Genomic DNA, 16,749 nt, shown 5'->3' with positions numbered 1-16,749 from the left:
GCTGGGCCGCGCCGCACACACCTCCCCCGGCGCGGGCTGGGAGCGCGGGGCGTGGGGGGGCGGCGCGGGGGCGCGCCGCCCCCCCCACGCCGCCCACGTCCACTCCCCGGCCGGCGGCCAGGGCCTCAACACCAGCGTCCAGGACGCCTACAACCTGGGCTGGAAGCTGGGCCAGGTGCTGCGCCACGGCGCGCCCGAGTCCCTGCTGGACTCGTACGAGGAGGAACGCCGCCCCGTCGCCGCCGAGATGCTGGGCCTGTCGACCCGGATCCACCGGGGCGAAGCGAAGCGCGGCGGCAGCACCCGCCAACTCGGCCTCGGCTACCGCGGCGGCCCGCTCTCCAGCGGCGCGGCAGGCACCCTGACCGCGGGTGACCGCGCCCCCGACGGCCGCCGCCCGGACGGCACCCGGCTGTTCGACGCCTTCCGCGGACCGCACTTCACCCTGCTCGCACTGGGCACGAAAGCGCCGCAGCCCACCACCCAGGAGCTGCCCGGCACCGTCCACACCCTGCGTGCCGCGCCGGACGAGACCCACGAGGCCTACGGCACGGGTTTCTTCCTGGTCCGCCCGGACGGCTACATCGGCTGGGCAGGCGAGGACACGACGGGGCTCCGGGACTACCTGGCGAAGGTCATGGCCGTCAGGCCCGCGTGACCGAAGGCGACAAAGGATGCGGATCGCCTGACCTACGGGGTCGCCTCGACCCTCGACCGACGCGCGGGCGGCGCCCGTCAGGCGCCGCTGAGCGACAGCTTCGCCGCGAACCCGAGGAACAGGACCCCGGCGGCGGAGGTGGCACCCGCCGAGAGCCGCCGACGGCGGCGGAACGCGGACGCCAGGTGTGTGCCGCTGAATATCAGCAGCGTCAGATACAGGCAGCTCGCCACCTGGGCGAGGGCGCCGAGTACGAGGAAGGAGAGCGCGGGGTAGGCGTAGCCCGGGTCCACGAACTGCACGAAGAAGGCGACGAAGAAGAGGATCGCCTTGGGGTTGAACAGGCTGACCACCAGTGCCCGCCGGAACGGCCGCTCGCCCCGCGACGTCGCCGCGTCGGGACCGCCCTCCGCCGCCGCCCGCTCGGTCCGGACGTCGCGCCACATGCCCCAGGCGGCCCGCAGCATGCCCACGGCCAGCCAGCTCAGATAGCCCGCGCCCGCGTACTTGACTATGGCGAAGAGCACGGCGTTGGCCTGGAGCAGCGAGGCGACCCCGGCGGCGGACAGGGTCATCAGCACGGTGTCCCCGCACCACACACCGGCCGCCGCCCCATACCCCGCCCGCACTCCTCGACGTGCCGCCACAGAGAGCACGTACAGCGAGTTGGGTCCTGGCAGCAGCACGATCAGGACGAGTCCCACGAGGTAGGTCGGCAGATCCGTCACACCCAGCATGAGGCGGAGTGTCGCACATGGGTACGACAGCCCGCCCCAGCGTTTCGAAGGGCGGAACTCACCCGCCCGCACCGCGAACCGCGGAAGGCGCATCGCGGAACGCGCACCTCAGAACGCGTCACTCGGCACATACGTCCCCCACACCCCGCGCAGGGCGTCGCACACCTCGCCCACCGTCGCCCGCGCCCGCAGTGCCTCCTTCATCGGGTAGAGCACGTTGGCGCTTCCCGCCGCCGCCACCCTCAGCTCGGCGAGCGCCGACTCCACCGCGAGCCCGTCCCGTTCGGCGCGCAGCCGGGCCAGCCGCTCCACCTGCTGCGCCTCGATCGCGGGGTCGACGCGCAGCGGCTCGTAGGGCTCCTCCCGGTCCAGGGCGAAGCGGTTGACCCCGACCACCACGCGCTCACCGCTGTCGGTCTCCTGGGCGATGCGGTAGGCGTTGCGCTCGATCTCGCTCTTCTGGAAGCCGTGCTCGATCGCGGCTTCCGCGCCGCCGAGATCCTCGACCCTCGCCATCAGCTCCAGCGCCGCCGCCTCCACGTCGTCGGTCATCCTCTCCACGGCGTACGAGCCGGCGAACGGGTCCACCGTCGCCGTCACGTCCGTCTCGTAGGCGAGCACCTGCTGGGTGCGCAGGGCCAGCCTCGCCGAGGTGGCCGTGGGGAGGGCGATGGCCTCGTCAAAGGAGTTGGTGTGCAGTGACTGGGTGCCGCCCAGTACGGCCGCCAGTCCCTGGACGGCGACCCGCACCAGGTTGACCTCGGGCTGCTGGGCGGTGAGCTGGACGCCCGCCGTCTGGGTGTGGAAGCGCAGCATCATCGACTTCGGATCGCGCGCCCCGAACTCGTCCCGCATCACCCGCGCCCAGATGCGTCGCGCCGCGCGGAATTTCGCGACCTCCTCCAGCAGGGTCGTACGCGCCACGAAGAAGAAGGAGAGCCGGGGGGCGAAGTCGTCAACGGCCATCCCCGCCGCCACCGCCGTTCGGACGTACTCGATGCCGTCCGCGAGGGTGAAGGCGATCTCCTGTACGGGCGAGGCCCCGGCCTCCGCCATGTGGTAGCCGGAGATCGAAATCGTGTTCCACCTGGGGATCTCGGCCTTGCAGTACCTGAAGATGTCGGCGATCAGCCGCAGCGACGGCTTCGGCGGGAAGATGTACGTCCCGCGGGCGATGTACTCCTTGAGCACGTCGTTCTGGATGGTGCCGGTGAGCCGGTCGGCCGCCGCGCCCTGCTCCTCGGCGACGAGTTGGTAGAGCAGCAGCAGTACGGCCGCCGGGGCGTTGATCGTCATCGACGTGGACACCTGGTCGAGCGGAATGCCGTCGAAAAGCACCCGCATGTCGTCGATCGAGTCGATGGCCACCCCGACCTTGCCGACTTCCCCGTGCGCGAGCGGCGCGTCACTGTCGTAGCCCATCTGGGTCGGCAGGTCGAAGGCCACGGACAGACCCGTCGTCCCATGGGCGATGAGCTCGCGGTAGCGGGCGTTGGACTCGACGGCGGTGCCGAAGCCCGCGTACTGCCGCATCGTCCAGGGCCGGCCGGTGTACATCGTCGGGTAGACCCCGCGCGTGAACGGGTACGCACCCGGCTCCCCCAGCCGCTCGGCGGCGTCCCAGGCGTCCCCGCCGTTCACCCCGTCCAGCGCCCCCGGCCCGTACACCGGCTGGATAGGCAGACCCGACTCCGACTCACGCGCCATGTGACGTGCCTCCCGCTGGAGCTGGTGCCAAAGGTGCTAAAGGTACTGAACGCGTCATTCCGCGCTGCCGCTGTGCCTGCTCTGTCAGCTTCCTCAACAGGATGCTCCCCCGGCAGCAACCAAGCACGGCAAGAAAGGCATCCCTATTGGCACACACATCCGTACCGGGGGGCTCCTATGCGTCGCCACACGTCTGTCCTGAAGAGAACCGTTCTCACCGGAAGTGCGCCCAGTCGGGCCGCTCTCGGCCGTACCGCGCTGGCCGCCGTCGCCATCGCCCTCGCCGCGGGCTGCACCGCCCCGTCGCCCGGCGACGCCAAGTCACCGGCGCGGCCCGCCGCGGCTGCGTCGCCGTCGAAGGCCCCGGACGCTTCGGCCGATCAGGTCACGGACAGCACGCCGAGCGCGGCACCGCCGTCGGCCTCGGCGTCCAGCTCGCCGTCCGGCACTTCGGACAAGCCGGGCGGAGTGCTGATGCGCGAGGGCACCGAGAACGAGCAGGTACGGGAGCTCCAGGCGCGGCTGCGCCAGATCGGCCACTTCCACCGCTCGCCCACCGCCTTCTACGGTTCGATGACCTCGAAGGCCGTGAGCGCCTTCCAGAAGAAGAGCGGGCTGCCCGAGACCGGCACGGTCGACGGGACCACCTGGACGAGGCTCACCGGCGCCAGCCGCAAGCCGACCGCCGACGAGCTGCGCCCGGCCACCACCAATGAACTGGACAAGCCCGACGCACGCTGCCTGAAGGGACGCGTGCTGTGCATCAGCAAGGAGAGCCGGACGCTCGCCTGGATGATCGACGGCAAGGTGGTCGCGGCGATGGACGTGCGCTTCGGCTCGGAGAACACCCCGACCCGCGAGGGCACTTTCAACGTGGGCTGGAAGGCCAAGGAGTGGACGTCCACGATCTACCACACCCCGATGCCGTACGCGATGTTCTTCAGCGGCGGCCAGGCGGTGCACTACTCGGCGGACTTCGCGGCCCGTGGTTACAACGGCGCTTCGCACGGTTGCGTCAACGTCCGGGACAAGCAGAAGCTCGCTCAGGTCTTCGCCCAGGTGCAGAAGGGCGACAAGGTCGTCGTCCACTGGTGACCGTGTGCCGGTGCCTCGATGAGCCGGCGTTTCGGTGAGAGAGGGCGCGGGCGGAACCGGGGGAACGTGTCCCGCCCGCGCCATGTGCGCTGAGCCGTAGGTACGGGGGGAACCCCGGCTCGTGCGCTGCCGATGACCAGTCGGCTCACTTACAACTGCGCCGCGCCGCCGAAAAACGTCACACCTGGCCGAAACTTTTTTCCACGAAATCGAGAACCGCAGGTCAGCGGGCATACGAGAGCATGCGAGAGGGTCAGTAGACGCTGATCGCGGCCGACAGGGACAGCGCGGACGCGGGGACGGCCGTCAGGGAGTCCGTCCCCTCGGTGGCGTTGCCGTCACTCAAGCCCTTGACGGAGTCGCCGCCACGGTCGTCGTTCCCGCCGCGCCCGTCACCGTCGGTGCCGTTGTCATCGTCGCCGGAGCTGTCGCTGCCGGAGTTTCCGTTGCCGGAGTCCCCGTCCGCATCGAGCAGGCGGTCGCAGAAACGCGTCACCCGGTCAGCGCCCTTGGCCAGGGACTCGAGCTGACGCTTGTCGTCCTCATCGAGCCGCCCACTGCGATAGTCACGGCAGGCGCCGCGCGTCTTCGCGTACCACTCGCTGCGGCTGATGTCCCTGCCGTCGCCCCACTCCCAGGAGTGGTCGCCGTCCTTCTTGTCGTCGCGGCGAGGACTGTCCGGGCTGTCCGTGCCGCCGCCGTCGGCACCGCCCGTGGGCTCTTCGGCACCCGGCGACGGCGGCACGATCGCACCACCCTCACCGGTCGTCGGCCCATCCGGTGTCAGGGTGTCAGAGTCACCCGGCATCGAACCCGATTCAACTGAATCGGGTGAAACCTGGGCGGATACGGACGCTCCAGGCATGGGTGTGTTCTCTTCACCAAAGGGGCCGGTGAGAGCACCCACCCCCGCAGCTACGGCGACACCGCCCACCGCGAACCCGGCCAGCGAAGCGGCCAGCCCCCAGCGCATCGGCCGCCCCCAGGGCCCCGGGCGACGGCGGGACCTGGGTCCGGCGGACGCCACCGGAGCCGCATAGGTGCCGGATTCCGCGCCTCCGAGCCGCACAGCGGTCGGCAGCAACTCGTCCGCGCCACCCTCGCGCACCTTGCGGAAGGCGGCCAGCGCCGCTTCCTCACCGCGCAGCAGCCGCTCCGCGGCCTCCTGGTCGAGCCATGGGTAGCGCTCGTCGGCCATCACATGTCCTTCTGCGTCCGCAGACGCGAATGCGTCACACCAGCGGAGCGTGCCACTCCGCGCCGGGGGCGTCGCTGCGGTGGTACGGCGCCCAGTTCGGCGCCCTTTCCAAGATTCGCGGAACTGCGCCTTCCACCGCTCGGCTTACCGCCGTGAGTTCCATCACCCGGGCCGTCGTCCACAGCCCCGCCGCCCCCGTCGCCCGCGTCGCCGAGCAGTTCGGCCAGGCGCTTCAGCCCTCTGTGCGCCGCGGTACGTACCGCACCGGGACGCTTCCCGAGTGTCTCCGCCGCGGACTTCGCGTCCAGCCCCACCACGACCCGTAGCACCACGGCCTCGGCCTGGTCCTGCGGCAACTGCGAGATCAGCTCCATCGCCCGCCCGGTGGCGAGCGCCTCCATGGCCTCGTCGGCGGTGTCCGACTCGGCGGGCCGCCCGGTGAGTTCCGTCTCGTCTCCCCCGATGGCCGGCCGCCGCCCGCGCATCCGTATGTGGTCCAGAGCCCGGTTGCGCGCGATCCGCGCCGCCCAGCCACGGAAGCGGTCCGCGTCCCCGCTGAACCGTTCCAGGTCCCGGGCTATCTGCAACCAGGACTCGGACGCGACATCCTCCGCGTCCGCTTCTCCGACCAGTGTGCGTATGTAACCGAGCAGCCGCGGGTGCACGGCGCGGTACACAGTCCGGAAGGCCTCTTCACTTCCGTCCTGAGCCGCGAGCACCGCGGCGGTCAGCTCCGCGTCGTCCCCCAGCACTCCCACTACCCGTTCGTCATCGCGGCTGGTCACCGCCATCGCACACGCCTTCGCGCAAAAGCACGCTACGCGGCTACCGCTGCGTACGTCCACGTCTTGTACAACTTGCAACATTCTGCTGGTCAGGTGCGTGTGACAGAAAACGCACCCCCGGCGCTGAACGGAGTACGGGGCCGCACGCGGCCTCTAGGACGACGACCGGGGCCTCTCCTGTGGGGGGTGGCGGCCCCGGTCGTCCTCCCCCTTCCCTCCACCCTGACCCGGCTGAGCACAAGGCGCGACCGTCACCGTGGCGTGCCCGTCCGGGACGGACAACACCTTTTCTGCCTCCTCAACCGGAACGGTTGCGGACTGCGCACCACCGGCGTGACCAACCTCCACGGGGCGGGCTTGGCCACAGCGGTCGGCCTGGCCCTGTCGCCCGTCGCCGCGCCCTCCGCCGCCGCTGTGCCGACCGGCACCTACGCCTATGTCGCCAACGCCCTCAGCGACACGGTCTCCGTAATCGACACCGCCACCACCACCATCCCCGTCGGCGACCGCCCAGAGGGCGTGGCGATCACCCCCGACGGCAATGCTGTCTACGTCACCAACGCCAACGGCGACGGCGACGGCGACACGGTATGGGTGATCGACACCGCCACCGACACCGTCAACGTCGGTGACACCCCCGCCGGGGTTGCTGTCGGTCTGGTCCCCGCGGCCGCCGCCCCGGTACTGACGATCAGCAAGAGTCACGCCGACAACTTCCGGCGGGGTCAGGAGGGCGCCAGGTACCACCTCACGGTGAGCACCGAAGCCACCGCCGGGCTCGCCGAGGGACGGCAGGGTGATCCCGTGGTCGGCGAGAGCGGCACGGAGCTGCTCGGTGCACTCGTCGGCTCCGGTGTCGTCGTTCATGTGGGGGCACACCTTTCTGTGCGCTGTGTGACGAATCCCCCACACAGTGGCGTGAAAGGGCCTACCGTGGAAGGCGATTCAGTTCCCGTACGGGAACGGCGCGCACACGGCGTGCTGTTGGATTCGGCGCGGGAATCGCCGGGAACGGAACGGCCGGGAGGAGCACCAGGCGGTGAACGATGCCACGACGCAAGGACATCGGCGTCTCGCTGAGCGTTCCCACCTTCTACGGAGCGAGTTGCGCTTCCTGCGTGAGCAGGCGGGGCTGACGCTGGCGGAGTTGGTGGAGGGCAGCTTCTACGGGCAGAGCCAACTCAGCGAGATCGAGCGCGGTGAGCGGCGGATGCCGCTGGAGCTGGCGGCGGAGCCTGCGTCGAGGTCGCCGAGGGCTTCCTGGGCGCCGCCCGCTGGCGTAAGAGCAGCTACAGCAACGGCAGCGGCGGCAACTGCGTCGAGGTCGCCGACGGCCTCCACGGCGTCGTCCCCGTCCGGGACTCCAAGGTCGCCGACGGCCCCGTGCTCGTGATCCCCGCTTTCGCCTGGACCGCCTTCGTCACCACGGTCAAGGCCTGACCCACCGGCGCCGGGGCACCTGCGGCGTGGTCTCCGGGGCCACGCCGCAGTCACACTCCCCGAGCACCCCGGACACGGTCCGCTCTGGCCGTCCGCCGACATAAGCGCCGACGTTTACGGCGAAGAGCGTCGAAGTCCGCGACTGCCGCCCGGCTGTGTGCCATGATGATCAGAGGCCCGGATACCGCATCCCCCGTCGGTATCCGGGCTCTTTCATGCTCCGGTCAGAGCTTGGTGAAGCACTTCGTCGTACTACTGCCTCGACGGGTCGACTTGATGGCGTAGTCGTACTTGGCGTCGCACTGCCTCGCCCCGATCGTCAGGTCGCCCATCTTGTACTCGGCTTCCGGGGAGTCGCAGTCGACGACCGTCGGCTCCGGGCTGCCCTGCGGGTCCGCGATCTTGACGCAGTCACCGATGGACGGGTTGTGGGACGCGGACTCGGCCTCCTTCTTCGCCTTGCCGCCGTTGGGGTCGGTGTTGTAGTCCCACACCCAGTAGCCGAGGGCGCCGAGCACGGCTATGAGGATGACGGCGGACCTCAGCATCCGGCCGAGAGCTCCTGACTGCGGTCGCTGCGGCCCTTGGGGCGACTGCGGCTGAGGTTGCTGCTGATAGCCGTACAAAGCCTGCGGCTGCGGTTGCTGCGGGTAGCCATAGGGGGCCTGCGGCTGCTGCGGGTAGCCGTACGGAGTCTGCGGCTGAGGCTGCTGCGGGTAGCCGTAGGGCTGCTGCGGCTGTCCGTAGGGCGGTTGGTTCTGGTACTGCGGTGGAGGCGTCGACATGCCTGCGATTCCCCGTAGTTGAGTCGATCGAACAAGTGCTTAAGGGCAAACGCTGAGGCTATCCCCAGGGGTCGGACGCCCGCCACCGGCGGTCGCAGTCGATGTCGATCACGTTCCTTGTGGCTGGTGGGGCGCGGTATTCGGTAGTGGACGGTGCTGACGTGCGCGAGGATTGCCCGCATGGAGTCGATAGAGTCAACTGAGCACATCGACGAAGCGGCAGCGGTAACCCGCTGGACGCCGTCCACCGTCCACCGCGACATGTGGGTCGATCCGGACGACGATCCGCGCGCGTCCGGCACCGAGACGGTCGATGAACGCAGCACGCTGCTTGACGGTCTGCGCCACTTCCGCCTCACCGTGGAGATGAAATGCGCCGGGCTGGACGCCGAGCAGATGGCTCGGCGCTCCGTGCCTCCGTCGACGATGTCCCTGCTCGGGCTGGTGCGTCATATGGCCGAGGATGAGCGGCACTTCCGCCGGATGGCGGGGGAGGACCTGCCCAGGATCTACCGCACCGCAGAAGACCGCGACGGCGACTGGAACGGTGCGGTGGCCGACCCGGAGATCGTGGCGGATGCCTGGCGTCAGTGGCGGGCCGAGGCGGAACTCACCGACCGGTTCATCGCCGGCTTCGCCGACCTCGGCGCCCGGCCCGCTGGGGACGTGCAGCTCCGCGACATTCTGGTGGCGCAGATCGGGGAGTACGCGCGGCACTGCGGCCACGCCGACCTCCTGCGGGAGCGGATCGACGGCCGGGTCGGCCAGTGACGACCGTCGTGGCGCCTATCCGTTCTCAAGCTGGTGGTCGGCCCAGACGTAGCTCTCCGGCAGCAAGTCGGTGACGCGTACGGTGCGGCGGCGGTCTCCGTTGCCGACGATGACCTTGACGGCTGGGAAGTAATCGAGAAGGACTTGGCGGCACCGGCCGCACGGTGGAACGACACCGCGTTCGCCGTCGCCCACGGCGACGATCGTGTCCAGTTCGTACGCTCCCTGGGCCGCTGCCGTACCGATGAGGACCAGCTCGGCACAGGGCCCTCCGGTGAAGTGGTAGGCGTTCACCGCCGTGATGATCCGGCCGTCCTGGGCACGGCCGGCGGCGGCCATGGTGTGGTTGTCGCCCCGGCAGCGAGTGCGGGCGACATCCGCCGCGGCTTGGATGAGCTCGTGGTCGACGGTGTCGCGGGACTGCATGGTCATGCGTCTGCCTCTCCTTGTGTCTTCGTCGGGTACGAGACTCCGCGAGCGAAATGCGCGGAGCGCACCGAAGCCGGTTCACCCGGCGAGCCGCGGCGTCATCCAGGTGACCGTCCCACACACGAGGCGCCTACCGCGCACCCAGCCTCCGGCCGCTGCCCCGCCGACCTGCCGCGCTATTCGTGACGCACGAGGGGCAAAGGAACTGACAGATCGCGATCGGTGTGATTACGATGCCCGCGATGAAGAACTCCTCCTCATTCGGATTGGGGGCATCGTTCGCTCAGGGTGAGTGCTGATGGCACATCACTTCGCGAACGAGATTCCGCCCCGACTGCTGATGTGGCAGCGCGTACGTGAGTACGCCGTGCCACCGTCCATGATCGAGACCGCGACCGCACGGCGTGCGGTCGGCGACTGGGCGGGGGCTTGTGCCGCTGCCCGGGTCGATGTCGATTTCGATCTGCGCGCTGTGGGACGTCGCCACGGCACCGAACTTGCCACCCGTCTTCGCGCGGATCTGCGCCGCCTCGCGCCGGATCTGCTGCGCTGGCACATGCCCCGGAGCGCCCCCGACGGGCTGCTCCGCCCTGGCCTCACCGTCTGTCTGGCCCGATATCCGCGGTCCGGCGACGCGCCGTTGCTGTTGGTGGTGCGGACGCCGCCGAGCTGGGCGGATGCCGGGCAGCGGATGTCGCTGGCGCTGTGGGACGGGTCCGACGGGCACGCCGGATCCGGCGGGTCCAACGGCTCCGGGCATCACCCGCATCCGCATCCCGACCGGCGCTTCCGCCTCGACTTGCACCGGCATCTCTGGGATGCCGGACGGAGCGCGGACCTGAGGTGGCGCTCTGCCGCCGGAGGTGAATCCCCCTGGGCGGTGGCACGTTGGGCCGCCGAGGCCGAGTTGCTGTTGCGCGCCGAGGGGCAGGGGCCTCGCGGGGCGTTCAGTGTGCGGCTCGGGGCAGGCGCGCGGAGCAGTGCCGTGTACGAGCTCGTCGCGCCCGACGACAGCCATGTCCCCGCCTTGCGGGAGGTACGGACCCCGCAGAACGGCATCGCCGCGCTTCCGGTGCTGCCGGAGGCGTCGGCGCGGGTGCTGCCGGATCTGGAACTGCTGAACACCGGGCTGGTCACGTCCGGGCGGTTGCATCCGCTTGTCGCCGCGGCCCTGGCGGCGCCGGTGGCCGACAGTGCCCTCGTAGCCGAAACAGAGTCCGATGATCCGCACCGGGTGGAGTGCCGGGGCGAGGTGCACCGGATCGCGTTGCGAGACGGGGTGCTGACGGCCGTCGATCACGATCCGGACCAACTGAGCCGCGAGGAGCTGCTCGTGGCGCTCGGCGGGCCGCCCCTGGCCTGTTTGCGGGCGATCGACGCCGTGCACCGCAGCCCTGAGGCGCTGCCCGCGGTACGGGAACGGCTGGGCCACGGTGATGTCGCCGGGGCGCTGGCCGTGGTCGAGGGGCTGCTCGGGACCGGTGCCGTGCTGCGCGACGGGCCGCTCCGGGAGGCGCTGGAGTCGGCGGTGGCCCGGCGTATCGACCATGGGCTGTTCCGGTCGGGGCTGCTTTCCGTGCACCCCGCGGCCGGTGCGGCCGGCTATTCGGAGTGGGAGTCCCGCCCGGACCTCCGTTCGCTGCCCGCCGCCTTGCGGCGCAAGCGCGGCAGCCGGACTCGGCCCCGTAACGCGCTGTCCGGCTGACTTCCGCGCGCAACGGCTTCCTCGTGCCGCCGCAGTTTCCCCTCTTTCCTTGTTCTCTGCTGCGTGTTTCGCGCCGCCCTCTCCTCCTCAGGTGATGCCCGTGACTTCCCGTCTGTCCCTCGCCGACGACCTTCTCTCCCTCCTTCGTACGACCACCACCGCGCCCCGCCCCGACGAGCAGCTCGAAGCGCTCACCCTCGCCGTGTCGGCCGATCTGCCTGTACTGCTCTGGGGCGAGCCGGGTATCGGCAAGACCGCGGCCCTGAACCAGCTCGCCGACTCCCTCGGCCTGCCGCTGACCACGGTGATCGCCAGCGTCCACGAGCCCTCCGACTTCTCCGGGCTGCCGATCGTGGGCGACGACCCCGCGACGCAGGGCGTGCCGATGGCGCCGCCGCAGTGGGCCGTGGAGCTGGTGGGGGCCGGGCGGGGGCTGCTGTTCCTGGACGAGCTGTCCACCGCGACCCCGGCTGTCCAGGCCGCGCTGCTGCGGGTGGTCCTCGAGCGGAAGGTCGGTGCGCTGCAACTCCCGCCGGGGGTGAGGATCGTGGCCGCGGCCAATCCGCGGGCGTCGGCGGCGGACGGATGGGAGCTGAGTCCGCCGCTGGCGAACCGGTTCGTGCATCTGTACTGGGTGCACGACCGGGATGTGGTGGTGCGGGGGCTCGGCGGGGTCTGGCCCCGGGCCGAGCTGCCCCGGCTGGTGCCGGAACGGCTGCCGGAGGCTGTGGACTTCGCCCGGCGCGCGGTGTGCGGCTTCCTGGAGGCCCGGCCCACCCTGATCCACCGGCTGCCGAGCAGCGAGACCAGGCGCGGAGGTGCCTGGCCTTCCCCTCGCAGCTGGGAGGCCGCGCTGACGCTGCTGGCTTTCGGCACGGCGGCTTCCGTGTCCCGGGAGGTGCTGGCGTTGCTGGTGCGGGGCGCGGTCGGCGACGGCCCCGGGCTTGAACTCCTCGCCCATCTGGACCGGATGGACCTGCCTGACCCGGAGTCGCTGCTGGCCGATCCGTCCTCCGCCGAGCTGCCGGTACGGGGCGATCTGCGGCAGGCGGCGCTGGAGGGGGTGGTGGCTGCTGTCGGGGCACGGCCGGGGCGGGAGCGTTGGGAGGCGGGTTGGGCCGTGCTGGTGCGGGCGCTGGAGACCGGTGCACCGGATCTGCTGGTCGCTCCGGCCTCGGTGCTGGCTTCGCTGCGGCGCGACGACTGGGAGGTGCCGGAGGCGGTGGAGCGGCTCATCGGGCTGATCGGTCTGTCCCGTCGTGCGGACCGGTCGGTGGGGAAGGCCACCACGGGCGCGGCTGCCGTGGCTGCGGCGGGGGTGCGCCGATGACGGGGGCCGGGACGAAGCGCCCACTGCCGCGTCCGCTGCCGACTCCGATGGCCCGGCGCGCGGCGCCGGGTCCGGTACGGGCGCCCACCAGGCCCGATCCGGTGCAGCCCGCCGACGCTCCCGTACTCCGGCTGGACATGGAGAAGCTGCTGGCGGCCCGGCTGCACGCGGTGAAGGTCCGCCCCTACCTGGCCGCCGCGCTGTTCGCGCTGCATGTGGTCGAGGACCGCTCAGTGCCCACGATGGCGGTGGACGCGCACTGGCGCTGCTACGTGTCCCCCGCCTTCGTGGCGCGTATGCCGGTGGAGGAACTGGCGGGGGTCTGGGTGCACGAGGTGTCCCACCTGCTCCGGGACCACCATGGGCGCGGTGAGCGGTACGCGCGGGAGAACGAGGCGTACGGGCCGGGCGAGAGGCTGCGGCGGAACATCGCCGCGGACTTCGAGATCAACGACGACATCTACGGTGACGGCTTGCCCCGGCCCACCGGGGCGGTGCTGCCGGCACTCCTGGGACTGTCCGACGGGCTGCTGATGGAGGAGTACCTCCGGAAGGCGTCGCTGTCCGGGCTCGCCGCGGAGCTGGCCTGGCTGGACTGCGGCGGCGGTGCCGACGGCGAGGCGCGGCCGTGGGAGCTGGGGCCGGACGGGGCACACGGGCTCAGCAGGCAGCAGCGGGACGCGGTCCGTTTCCGGGTCGCTGAGGGGATCAAGGGCCGGCCGGGCGACGCTCCGGAGGGTTGGAAGCGATGGGCGGAGGAGGCCTTCCATCCGCCGCAGCCGTGGCGGCAGTTGCTGGGCGCGGCGATCCGTTCGGCGGCGGGAGCGGCGGGCGCGAGCGGGAACCACAGCTACCACCGCCCGTCCCGGCGTTCGGCCTCCGTGCCCAGGGTGCTGCTGCCGAGCCTGCGCCCCACCCCGCCCCGGGTGTGCGTGGTGATCGACACCTCCGGGTCGGTGAGTGACGCCGAGTTGGGCAGCGCACTGCTGGAGGTGGCGGCGATCTCACGGGCTGTGGGCGGGCGGCGCGACCTGGTGTCGGTGATCTCCTGCGACGCGGCGGCCGGGGTCGCCGTACCGATCTGCCGCGCCGAGAAGATCGAACTCATCGGCGGCGGCGGTACGGACCTGCGCTCGGGCTTCGCCCGCGCGCTGCGCTCCCGGCCGCGCCCGGACGTGATCGTCGCCCTGACGGACGGCCAGACGCCATGGCCTTCGGCGCAGCCGTCCTGCCGCACGGTCGTCGGCCTCTTCCCGCGCCCCACCCGCCGCGTCCACGAGAACGACCCCGACTACGTCCCGGACACGCCGCCGCCCTGGGCGCGGGTGGTCACCATCGGGTGAGCGGAGCGGGCTGGGCAGTCACTCGTCTTCCTTGAGCTCGGCACTGGACTGGTGAGCGCGCAGAAACAGCACCACGTCATCTCGGTAGTTCTCCTGGTATCAGATCATCACCGGCCCGTCCGCATGGCTGTGGACGCCGGAAGCGGATTCGGTGACGTCGAAGGGCCGACCGACGCGACGCACACCAACGGCATCGGCAATGCGCTGCGGGGTGTGCTCGATGTCACGGCGTCCGCGGTGAGTCCGCCGACCACATGCATCGGCGCGGCCGTCCCGGCTCGGGCGGGCGATCCCTCAGCCTCGCAGCGCCCCGATCGTCTCCGCCAGTGCCGACGCCACGTCCGGCACCAGGGTGTGCACCCCGTCCCGCACCACCTGCCGGCCCGCGACCACGGTGTGCCGGACGTCGGCCGCCGTCGCCGCGAAGACGGCGGTCTCGGCGCCGAGCCTCGGCAGGGGGCCCGCGGTGCGTACCGAGTCCAGGGCGATGGTGGTGAAGTCGGCCAGGGCGCCGGCCTCAAGGCTGCCCGCGCCGTCCCAGCCGAGCGCTGCGTGGCCCTCGGCGGTGGCGGCGCGCAGCAGGGCCGCTGCTGTCCAGTGGCCGCGGGTGCGCGAGCGCAGGCGCTCGTTGAGCTCCATCGCCCGCGCCTCTTCGAGCAGGTCGATCACGGCGTGGCTGTCGCTGCCCAGCGACAGCGGGCTGCCCGCCCGGCCCAGGGCGACGGCGGGGCCGATGCCGTCGGCCAGGTCCCGCTCGGTCGTCGGGCACATACAGGTGCCGGTGCCGGTGGAGCCGAGCAGGCGGATGTCGTCGTCCGTCAGATGCGTGTTGTGAACGCCGGTGGTGCGCGGGCCGAGCACGCCGTGGTCGGCGAGCAGCCGGGTCGGGGTGCGGCCGTGGGCGGCGAGGCAGGCGTCGTTCTCCGCGGTCTGCTCGGAGAGGTGGACATGCAGGGGCGCGCTGCGTTCGGCGGCCCAGGCGGCGACCGTCGAGAGCTGGGCGGCGGGGACGGCCCGTACGGAGTGGATCGCCGCGCCGATGCGTACCAGCTCGCTGTCCTTGAGCTGCGAGACCCGTGCGGCCCAGGCGTCCGCCGTGCCGTCGGAGAAGCGGAGCTGGTGGTGGTTCGGGGCCTTGCCGAAGCCTGAGGACAGATACGCGGTGTCGAGCAGCGTGATCCTGATGCCCGCGTCCGCCGCCGCCGCGATCAGTGCCTCGCCCATCGCGTTCGGGTCGGCGTAGGGGGCGCCGCCGGGGGCGTGGTGCACGTAGTGGAACTCGCCGACGGCGGTGATCCCGGCGAGCGCCATCTCCGCGTACACGGCGCGCGCCAGCGCGTGGTACGAGTCGGGGGTCAGTCGTGAGGCGACCTGGTACATGAACTCGCGCCAGGTCCAGAAGGTGCCCGAGCCGACCTGTACGAGTCCGCGCAGGGCCCGGTGGAAGGCGTGGGAGTGGGCGTTCGCGAGGCCGGGGAGGGTAAGGCCCCGCAGCACCGCGGCCCCGGGGGGCGGGGTCGCCGCCCCGGTCGTGACGCCGGTGATCCGGCCGTCGGCGACCTCGATGACCACGCCCGGTTCGACGTTGGTGTCGAGCCAGGCGTGCTCCAGCCAGTACGTTGCCGCAGCCTTCACCTGCACGCGAGTCCCTCCAGTACGTCGGCGAGCGCGAGGACCCCGGCGACGCAGTCGTCCTCGGCCGCGTGTTCGGCCGGGGAGTGTGAGACGCCCGTGGGGTTCCGTACGAACAGCATGGCGGTCGGAATGGATCCGGACAGGATTCCGGCGTCGTGTCCCGCGCCGGTGCCCAGCAGCGGGGCCCGGCCGCGGAGCAGCGCCCCGATCTCGTCACGCAGGGCGTGGCCGAACTCGACCACCGGGGTGAACGACTCGCGTACGACGGCGAGGTCCACGCCATCGCGCTGGGCGCGGTCCTTCGCGGCCTGTTCGATGGCGGTGACGACCGTGTCCAGGGTGGCCTGGTCTGGGGCGCGGGAGTCGAGCCAGCCCCGGACCAGGGACGGGATGGCGTTGACGCCGTTGGGCTCGACCGCCACCTTGCCGAAGGTGGCGACGGCGCCCGCGAGTTCGGCTTCGCGACGGGCGGCGAGCACGGTCTCGGCGTAGCTGAGCATGGGGTCGCGGCGGTCGGCGAGCCGGGTGGTGCCCGCGTGGTTGGCCTCGCCGCGGAAGTCGAAGCGCCAGCGCCCGTGCGGCCAGATGGCGCTGGCGATGCCGACCGGGTCGCCCGAAAGGTCGAGGGCGCGGCCCTGTTCGACATGGAGTTCGACGAACGCGCCGATACGGGACAGGCGTTCGGGGTCTGGACCGATGGCGTCCGGGTCGTATCCGGCCGCTTCCATGGCCTGGGGCAGCGACACCCCGTCGCCGTCCCGCAGCTCGTACGCCTGCCGCTTGGTGAGCTGTCCTGCGGTGAGGCGTGAGCCGACGCAGGCGAGTCCGAAGCGGGCGCCTTCCTCGTCGCCGAAGTTGGTGATGGCGAACGGCTTGGTGAACTCGGCGCCCCGGCCGCGCAGTTCGTCGAGCGCGGCGAAGGCGGAGACGACCCCGAGCGGGCCGTCGAAGGCGCCGCCGTCGGGGACCGAGTCCAGGTGGGACCCGGTCACGACGGCGTCACCGGCGGCCGGATCGCCGTACCAGGCCCACTGGTTGCCGTTGCGGTCGGCCTCGTAGACCAGTCCGCGCGCCTCGGCCTGCTCCCGGAACCAGGCCCGGCAGTCGGCGTCCGCGCCGGTCCAGGCGTAG

The 16,749-nt window shown here is 71.5% G+C and carries 15 protein-coding genes and 2 pseudogenes; 9 read left to right on the top strand and 8 right to left on the bottom strand.

What is annotated here, in order from left to right:
• A partial coding sequence (locus ACFWI9_RS09970; protein WP_387160397.1) for an FAD-dependent monooxygenase occupies nucleotides 1-658 on the top strand: 658 nt, incomplete at its 5' end.
• 77 nt (nucleotides 659-735) lie between these two features.
• Here ACFWI9_RS09970 and leuE read toward each other — a convergent pair.
• The gene (gene leuE / locus ACFWI9_RS09965; protein ID WP_387160395.1) at nucleotides 736-1,395 is read right to left on the bottom strand and encodes a leucine efflux protein LeuE; all 660 of its coding nucleotides are present in this window, start codon (nucleotides 1,393-1,395) and stop codon (nucleotides 736-738) included.
• Between the two features lie 108 nt (nucleotides 1,396-1,503).
• Nucleotides 1,504-3,102, bottom strand: coding sequence for a methylmalonyl-CoA mutase (locus ACFWI9_RS09960; RefSeq protein WP_387160393.1), 1,599 nt, complete (start codon nucleotides 3,100-3,102; stop codon nucleotides 1,504-1,506).
• Nucleotides 3,103-3,279: 177 nt separating this feature from the next.
• Here ACFWI9_RS09960 and ACFWI9_RS09955 point away from each other — a divergent pair, with 177 nt between their 5' ends.
• Entirely contained in the window at nucleotides 3,280-4,197 is a 918-nt protein-coding gene (locus ACFWI9_RS09955) for a L,D-transpeptidase family protein (RefSeq protein ID WP_387160392.1), read from the top strand.
• Nucleotides 4,198-4,450: 253 nt separating this feature from the next.
• Here the strand turns inward: ACFWI9_RS09955 and ACFWI9_RS09950 are convergent, their stop codons facing one another.
• Entirely contained in the window at nucleotides 4,451-5,395 is a 945-nt protein-coding gene (locus tag ACFWI9_RS09950) for a hypothetical protein (protein ID WP_387160390.1), read from the bottom strand.
• Nucleotides 5,395-6,147 carry an RNA polymerase sigma factor gene (locus ACFWI9_RS09945; RefSeq protein ID WP_387160453.1) on the bottom strand — a complete coding sequence of 251 codons (753 nt, stop codon included), beginning with the start codon at nucleotides 6,145-6,147 and terminating at the stop codon, nucleotides 5,395-5,397. Before ACFWI9_RS09945 ends, ACFWI9_RS09950 begins: the two co-directional genes overlap by 1 nt.
• Nucleotides 6,148-6,513: 366 nt before the next feature.
• On the opposite strand from ACFWI9_RS09945, the gene ACFWI9_RS09940 reads away from it, so the two are divergent.
• From ACFWI9_RS09940 to ACFWI9_RS09930, 3 genes and pseudogenes are all read left to right on the top strand, one after another.
• The gene (locus ACFWI9_RS09940) at nucleotides 6,514-7,260 is read left to right on the top strand and encodes a YncE family protein (RefSeq protein ID WP_387160388.1); all 747 of its coding nucleotides are present in this window, start codon (nucleotides 6,514-6,516) and stop codon (nucleotides 7,258-7,260) included.
• A pseudogene (locus ACFWI9_RS09935) lies at nucleotides 7,227-7,408 on the top strand (helix-turn-helix domain-containing protein); the annotation flags it as partial. The gene ACFWI9_RS09940 and the pseudogene ACFWI9_RS09935, both read left to right, overlap by 34 nt.
• A pseudogene (locus ACFWI9_RS09930) lies at nucleotides 7,408-7,620 on the top strand (DUF397 domain-containing protein); the annotation flags it as partial. The pseudogenes ACFWI9_RS09935 and ACFWI9_RS09930, both read left to right, overlap by 1 nt.
• Nucleotides 7,621-7,844: 224 nt before the next feature.
• Here ACFWI9_RS09930 and ACFWI9_RS09925 read toward each other — a convergent pair.
• Nucleotides 7,845-8,405: a hypothetical protein gene (locus ACFWI9_RS09925; RefSeq protein WP_387160385.1), complete on the bottom strand. Its 561-nt coding sequence runs from the start codon at nucleotides 8,403-8,405 to the stop codon at nucleotides 7,845-7,847.
• 180 nt (nucleotides 8,406-8,585) lie between these two features.
• Between ACFWI9_RS09925 and ACFWI9_RS09920 the strand changes: the two genes are divergently transcribed.
• Nucleotides 8,586-9,176, top strand: a complete 591-nt coding sequence (locus ACFWI9_RS09920) for a DinB family protein (RefSeq protein ID WP_387160383.1) — start codon at nucleotides 8,586-8,588, stop codon at nucleotides 9,174-9,176.
• Between the two features lie 15 nt (nucleotides 9,177-9,191).
• Here ACFWI9_RS09920 and ACFWI9_RS09915 read toward each other — a convergent pair whose 3' ends face one another.
• On the bottom strand, nucleotides 9,192-9,608 hold the full coding sequence (locus ACFWI9_RS09915) for a cytidine deaminase family protein (RefSeq protein WP_387160382.1): 417 nt from the start codon (nucleotides 9,606-9,608) through the stop codon (nucleotides 9,192-9,194).
• A 295-nt stretch (nucleotides 9,609-9,903) separates the two neighbouring features.
• On the opposite strand from ACFWI9_RS09915, the gene ACFWI9_RS09910 reads away from it, so the two are divergent.
• From ACFWI9_RS09910 to ACFWI9_RS09900, 3 genes are all read left to right on the top strand, one after another.
• A complete protein-coding gene (locus ACFWI9_RS09910; protein WP_387160381.1) occupies nucleotides 9,904-11,310 on the top strand; it encodes a hypothetical protein in 1,407 nt (468 codons plus the stop codon).
• A gap of 94 nt (nucleotides 11,311-11,404) precedes the next feature.
• A complete protein-coding gene (locus ACFWI9_RS09905) occupies nucleotides 11,405-12,640 on the top strand; it encodes an AAA family ATPase (RefSeq protein WP_387160380.1) in 1,236 nt (411 codons plus the stop codon).
• A gap of 137 nt (nucleotides 12,641-12,777) precedes the next feature.
• Complete coding sequence (locus tag ACFWI9_RS09900; RefSeq protein ID WP_387160451.1) at nucleotides 12,778-13,983, top strand: VWA-like domain-containing protein; 1,206 nt, start codon at nucleotides 12,778-12,780, stop codon at nucleotides 13,981-13,983.
• A 294-nt stretch (nucleotides 13,984-14,277) separates the two neighbouring features.
• Here the strand turns inward: ACFWI9_RS09900 and ACFWI9_RS09895 are convergent, their stop codons facing one another.
• Nucleotides 14,278-15,624, bottom strand: a complete 1,347-nt coding sequence (locus ACFWI9_RS09895) for a formimidoylglutamate deiminase (protein ID WP_387160378.1) — start codon at nucleotides 15,622-15,624, stop codon at nucleotides 14,278-14,280.
• Nucleotides 15,615-16,749, bottom strand: a 1,135-nt coding sequence (locus tag ACFWI9_RS09890) for an allantoate amidohydrolase (protein ID WP_387160377.1), incomplete at its 5' end; no start/stop codon positions are given. The genes ACFWI9_RS09890 and ACFWI9_RS09895, both read right to left, overlap by 10 nt.

The sequence above is a fragment of the Streptomyces sp. NPDC127084 genome, assembly GCF_042724175.1.
Classification (GTDB): Bacteria; Actinomycetota; Actinomycetes; order Streptomycetales; family Streptomycetaceae; genus Streptomyces.
Note: the sequence above shows the minus strand (reverse complement) of the source record. Positions and strands in the feature narration are given on the sequence as shown.

Bases quoted from the DNA above. Each gene is read 5' to 3' on its own strand.
- leuE (WP_387160395.1), bottom strand. From the start codon at position 1,395: ATGCTGGGTGTGACGGATCTGCCGACCTACCTCGTGGGACTCGTCCTG.
- ACFWI9_RS09960 (WP_387160393.1), bottom strand. From the start codon at position 3,102: ATGGCGCGTGAGTCGGAGTCGGGTCTGCCTATCCAGCCGGTGTACGGG.
- ACFWI9_RS09955 (WP_387160392.1), top strand. From the start codon at position 3,280: ATGCGTCGCCACACGTCTGTCCTGAAGAGAACCGTTCTCACCGGAAGT.
- ACFWI9_RS09950 (WP_387160390.1), bottom strand. From the start codon at position 5,395: ATGGCCGACGAGCGCTACCCATGGCTCGACCAGGAGGCCGCGGAGCGG.
- ACFWI9_RS09925 (WP_387160385.1), bottom strand. From the start codon at position 8,405: ATGTCGACGCCTCCACCGCAGTACCAGAACCAACCGCCCTACGGACAG.
- ACFWI9_RS09920 (WP_387160383.1), top strand. From the start codon at position 8,586: ATGGAGTCGATAGAGTCAACTGAGCACATCGACGAAGCGGCAGCGGTA.
- ACFWI9_RS09915 (WP_387160382.1), bottom strand. From the start codon at position 9,608: ATGACCATGCAGTCCCGCGACACCGTCGACCACGAGCTCATCCAAGCC.
- ACFWI9_RS09910 (WP_387160381.1), top strand. From the start codon at position 9,904: ATGGCACATCACTTCGCGAACGAGATTCCGCCCCGACTGCTGATGTGG.
- ACFWI9_RS09905 (WP_387160380.1), top strand. From the start codon at position 11,405: ATGCCCGTGACTTCCCGTCTGTCCCTCGCCGACGACCTTCTCTCCCTC.
- ACFWI9_RS09900 (WP_387160451.1), top strand. From the start codon at position 12,778: ATGGAGAAGCTGCTGGCGGCCCGGCTGCACGCGGTGAAGGTCCGCCCC.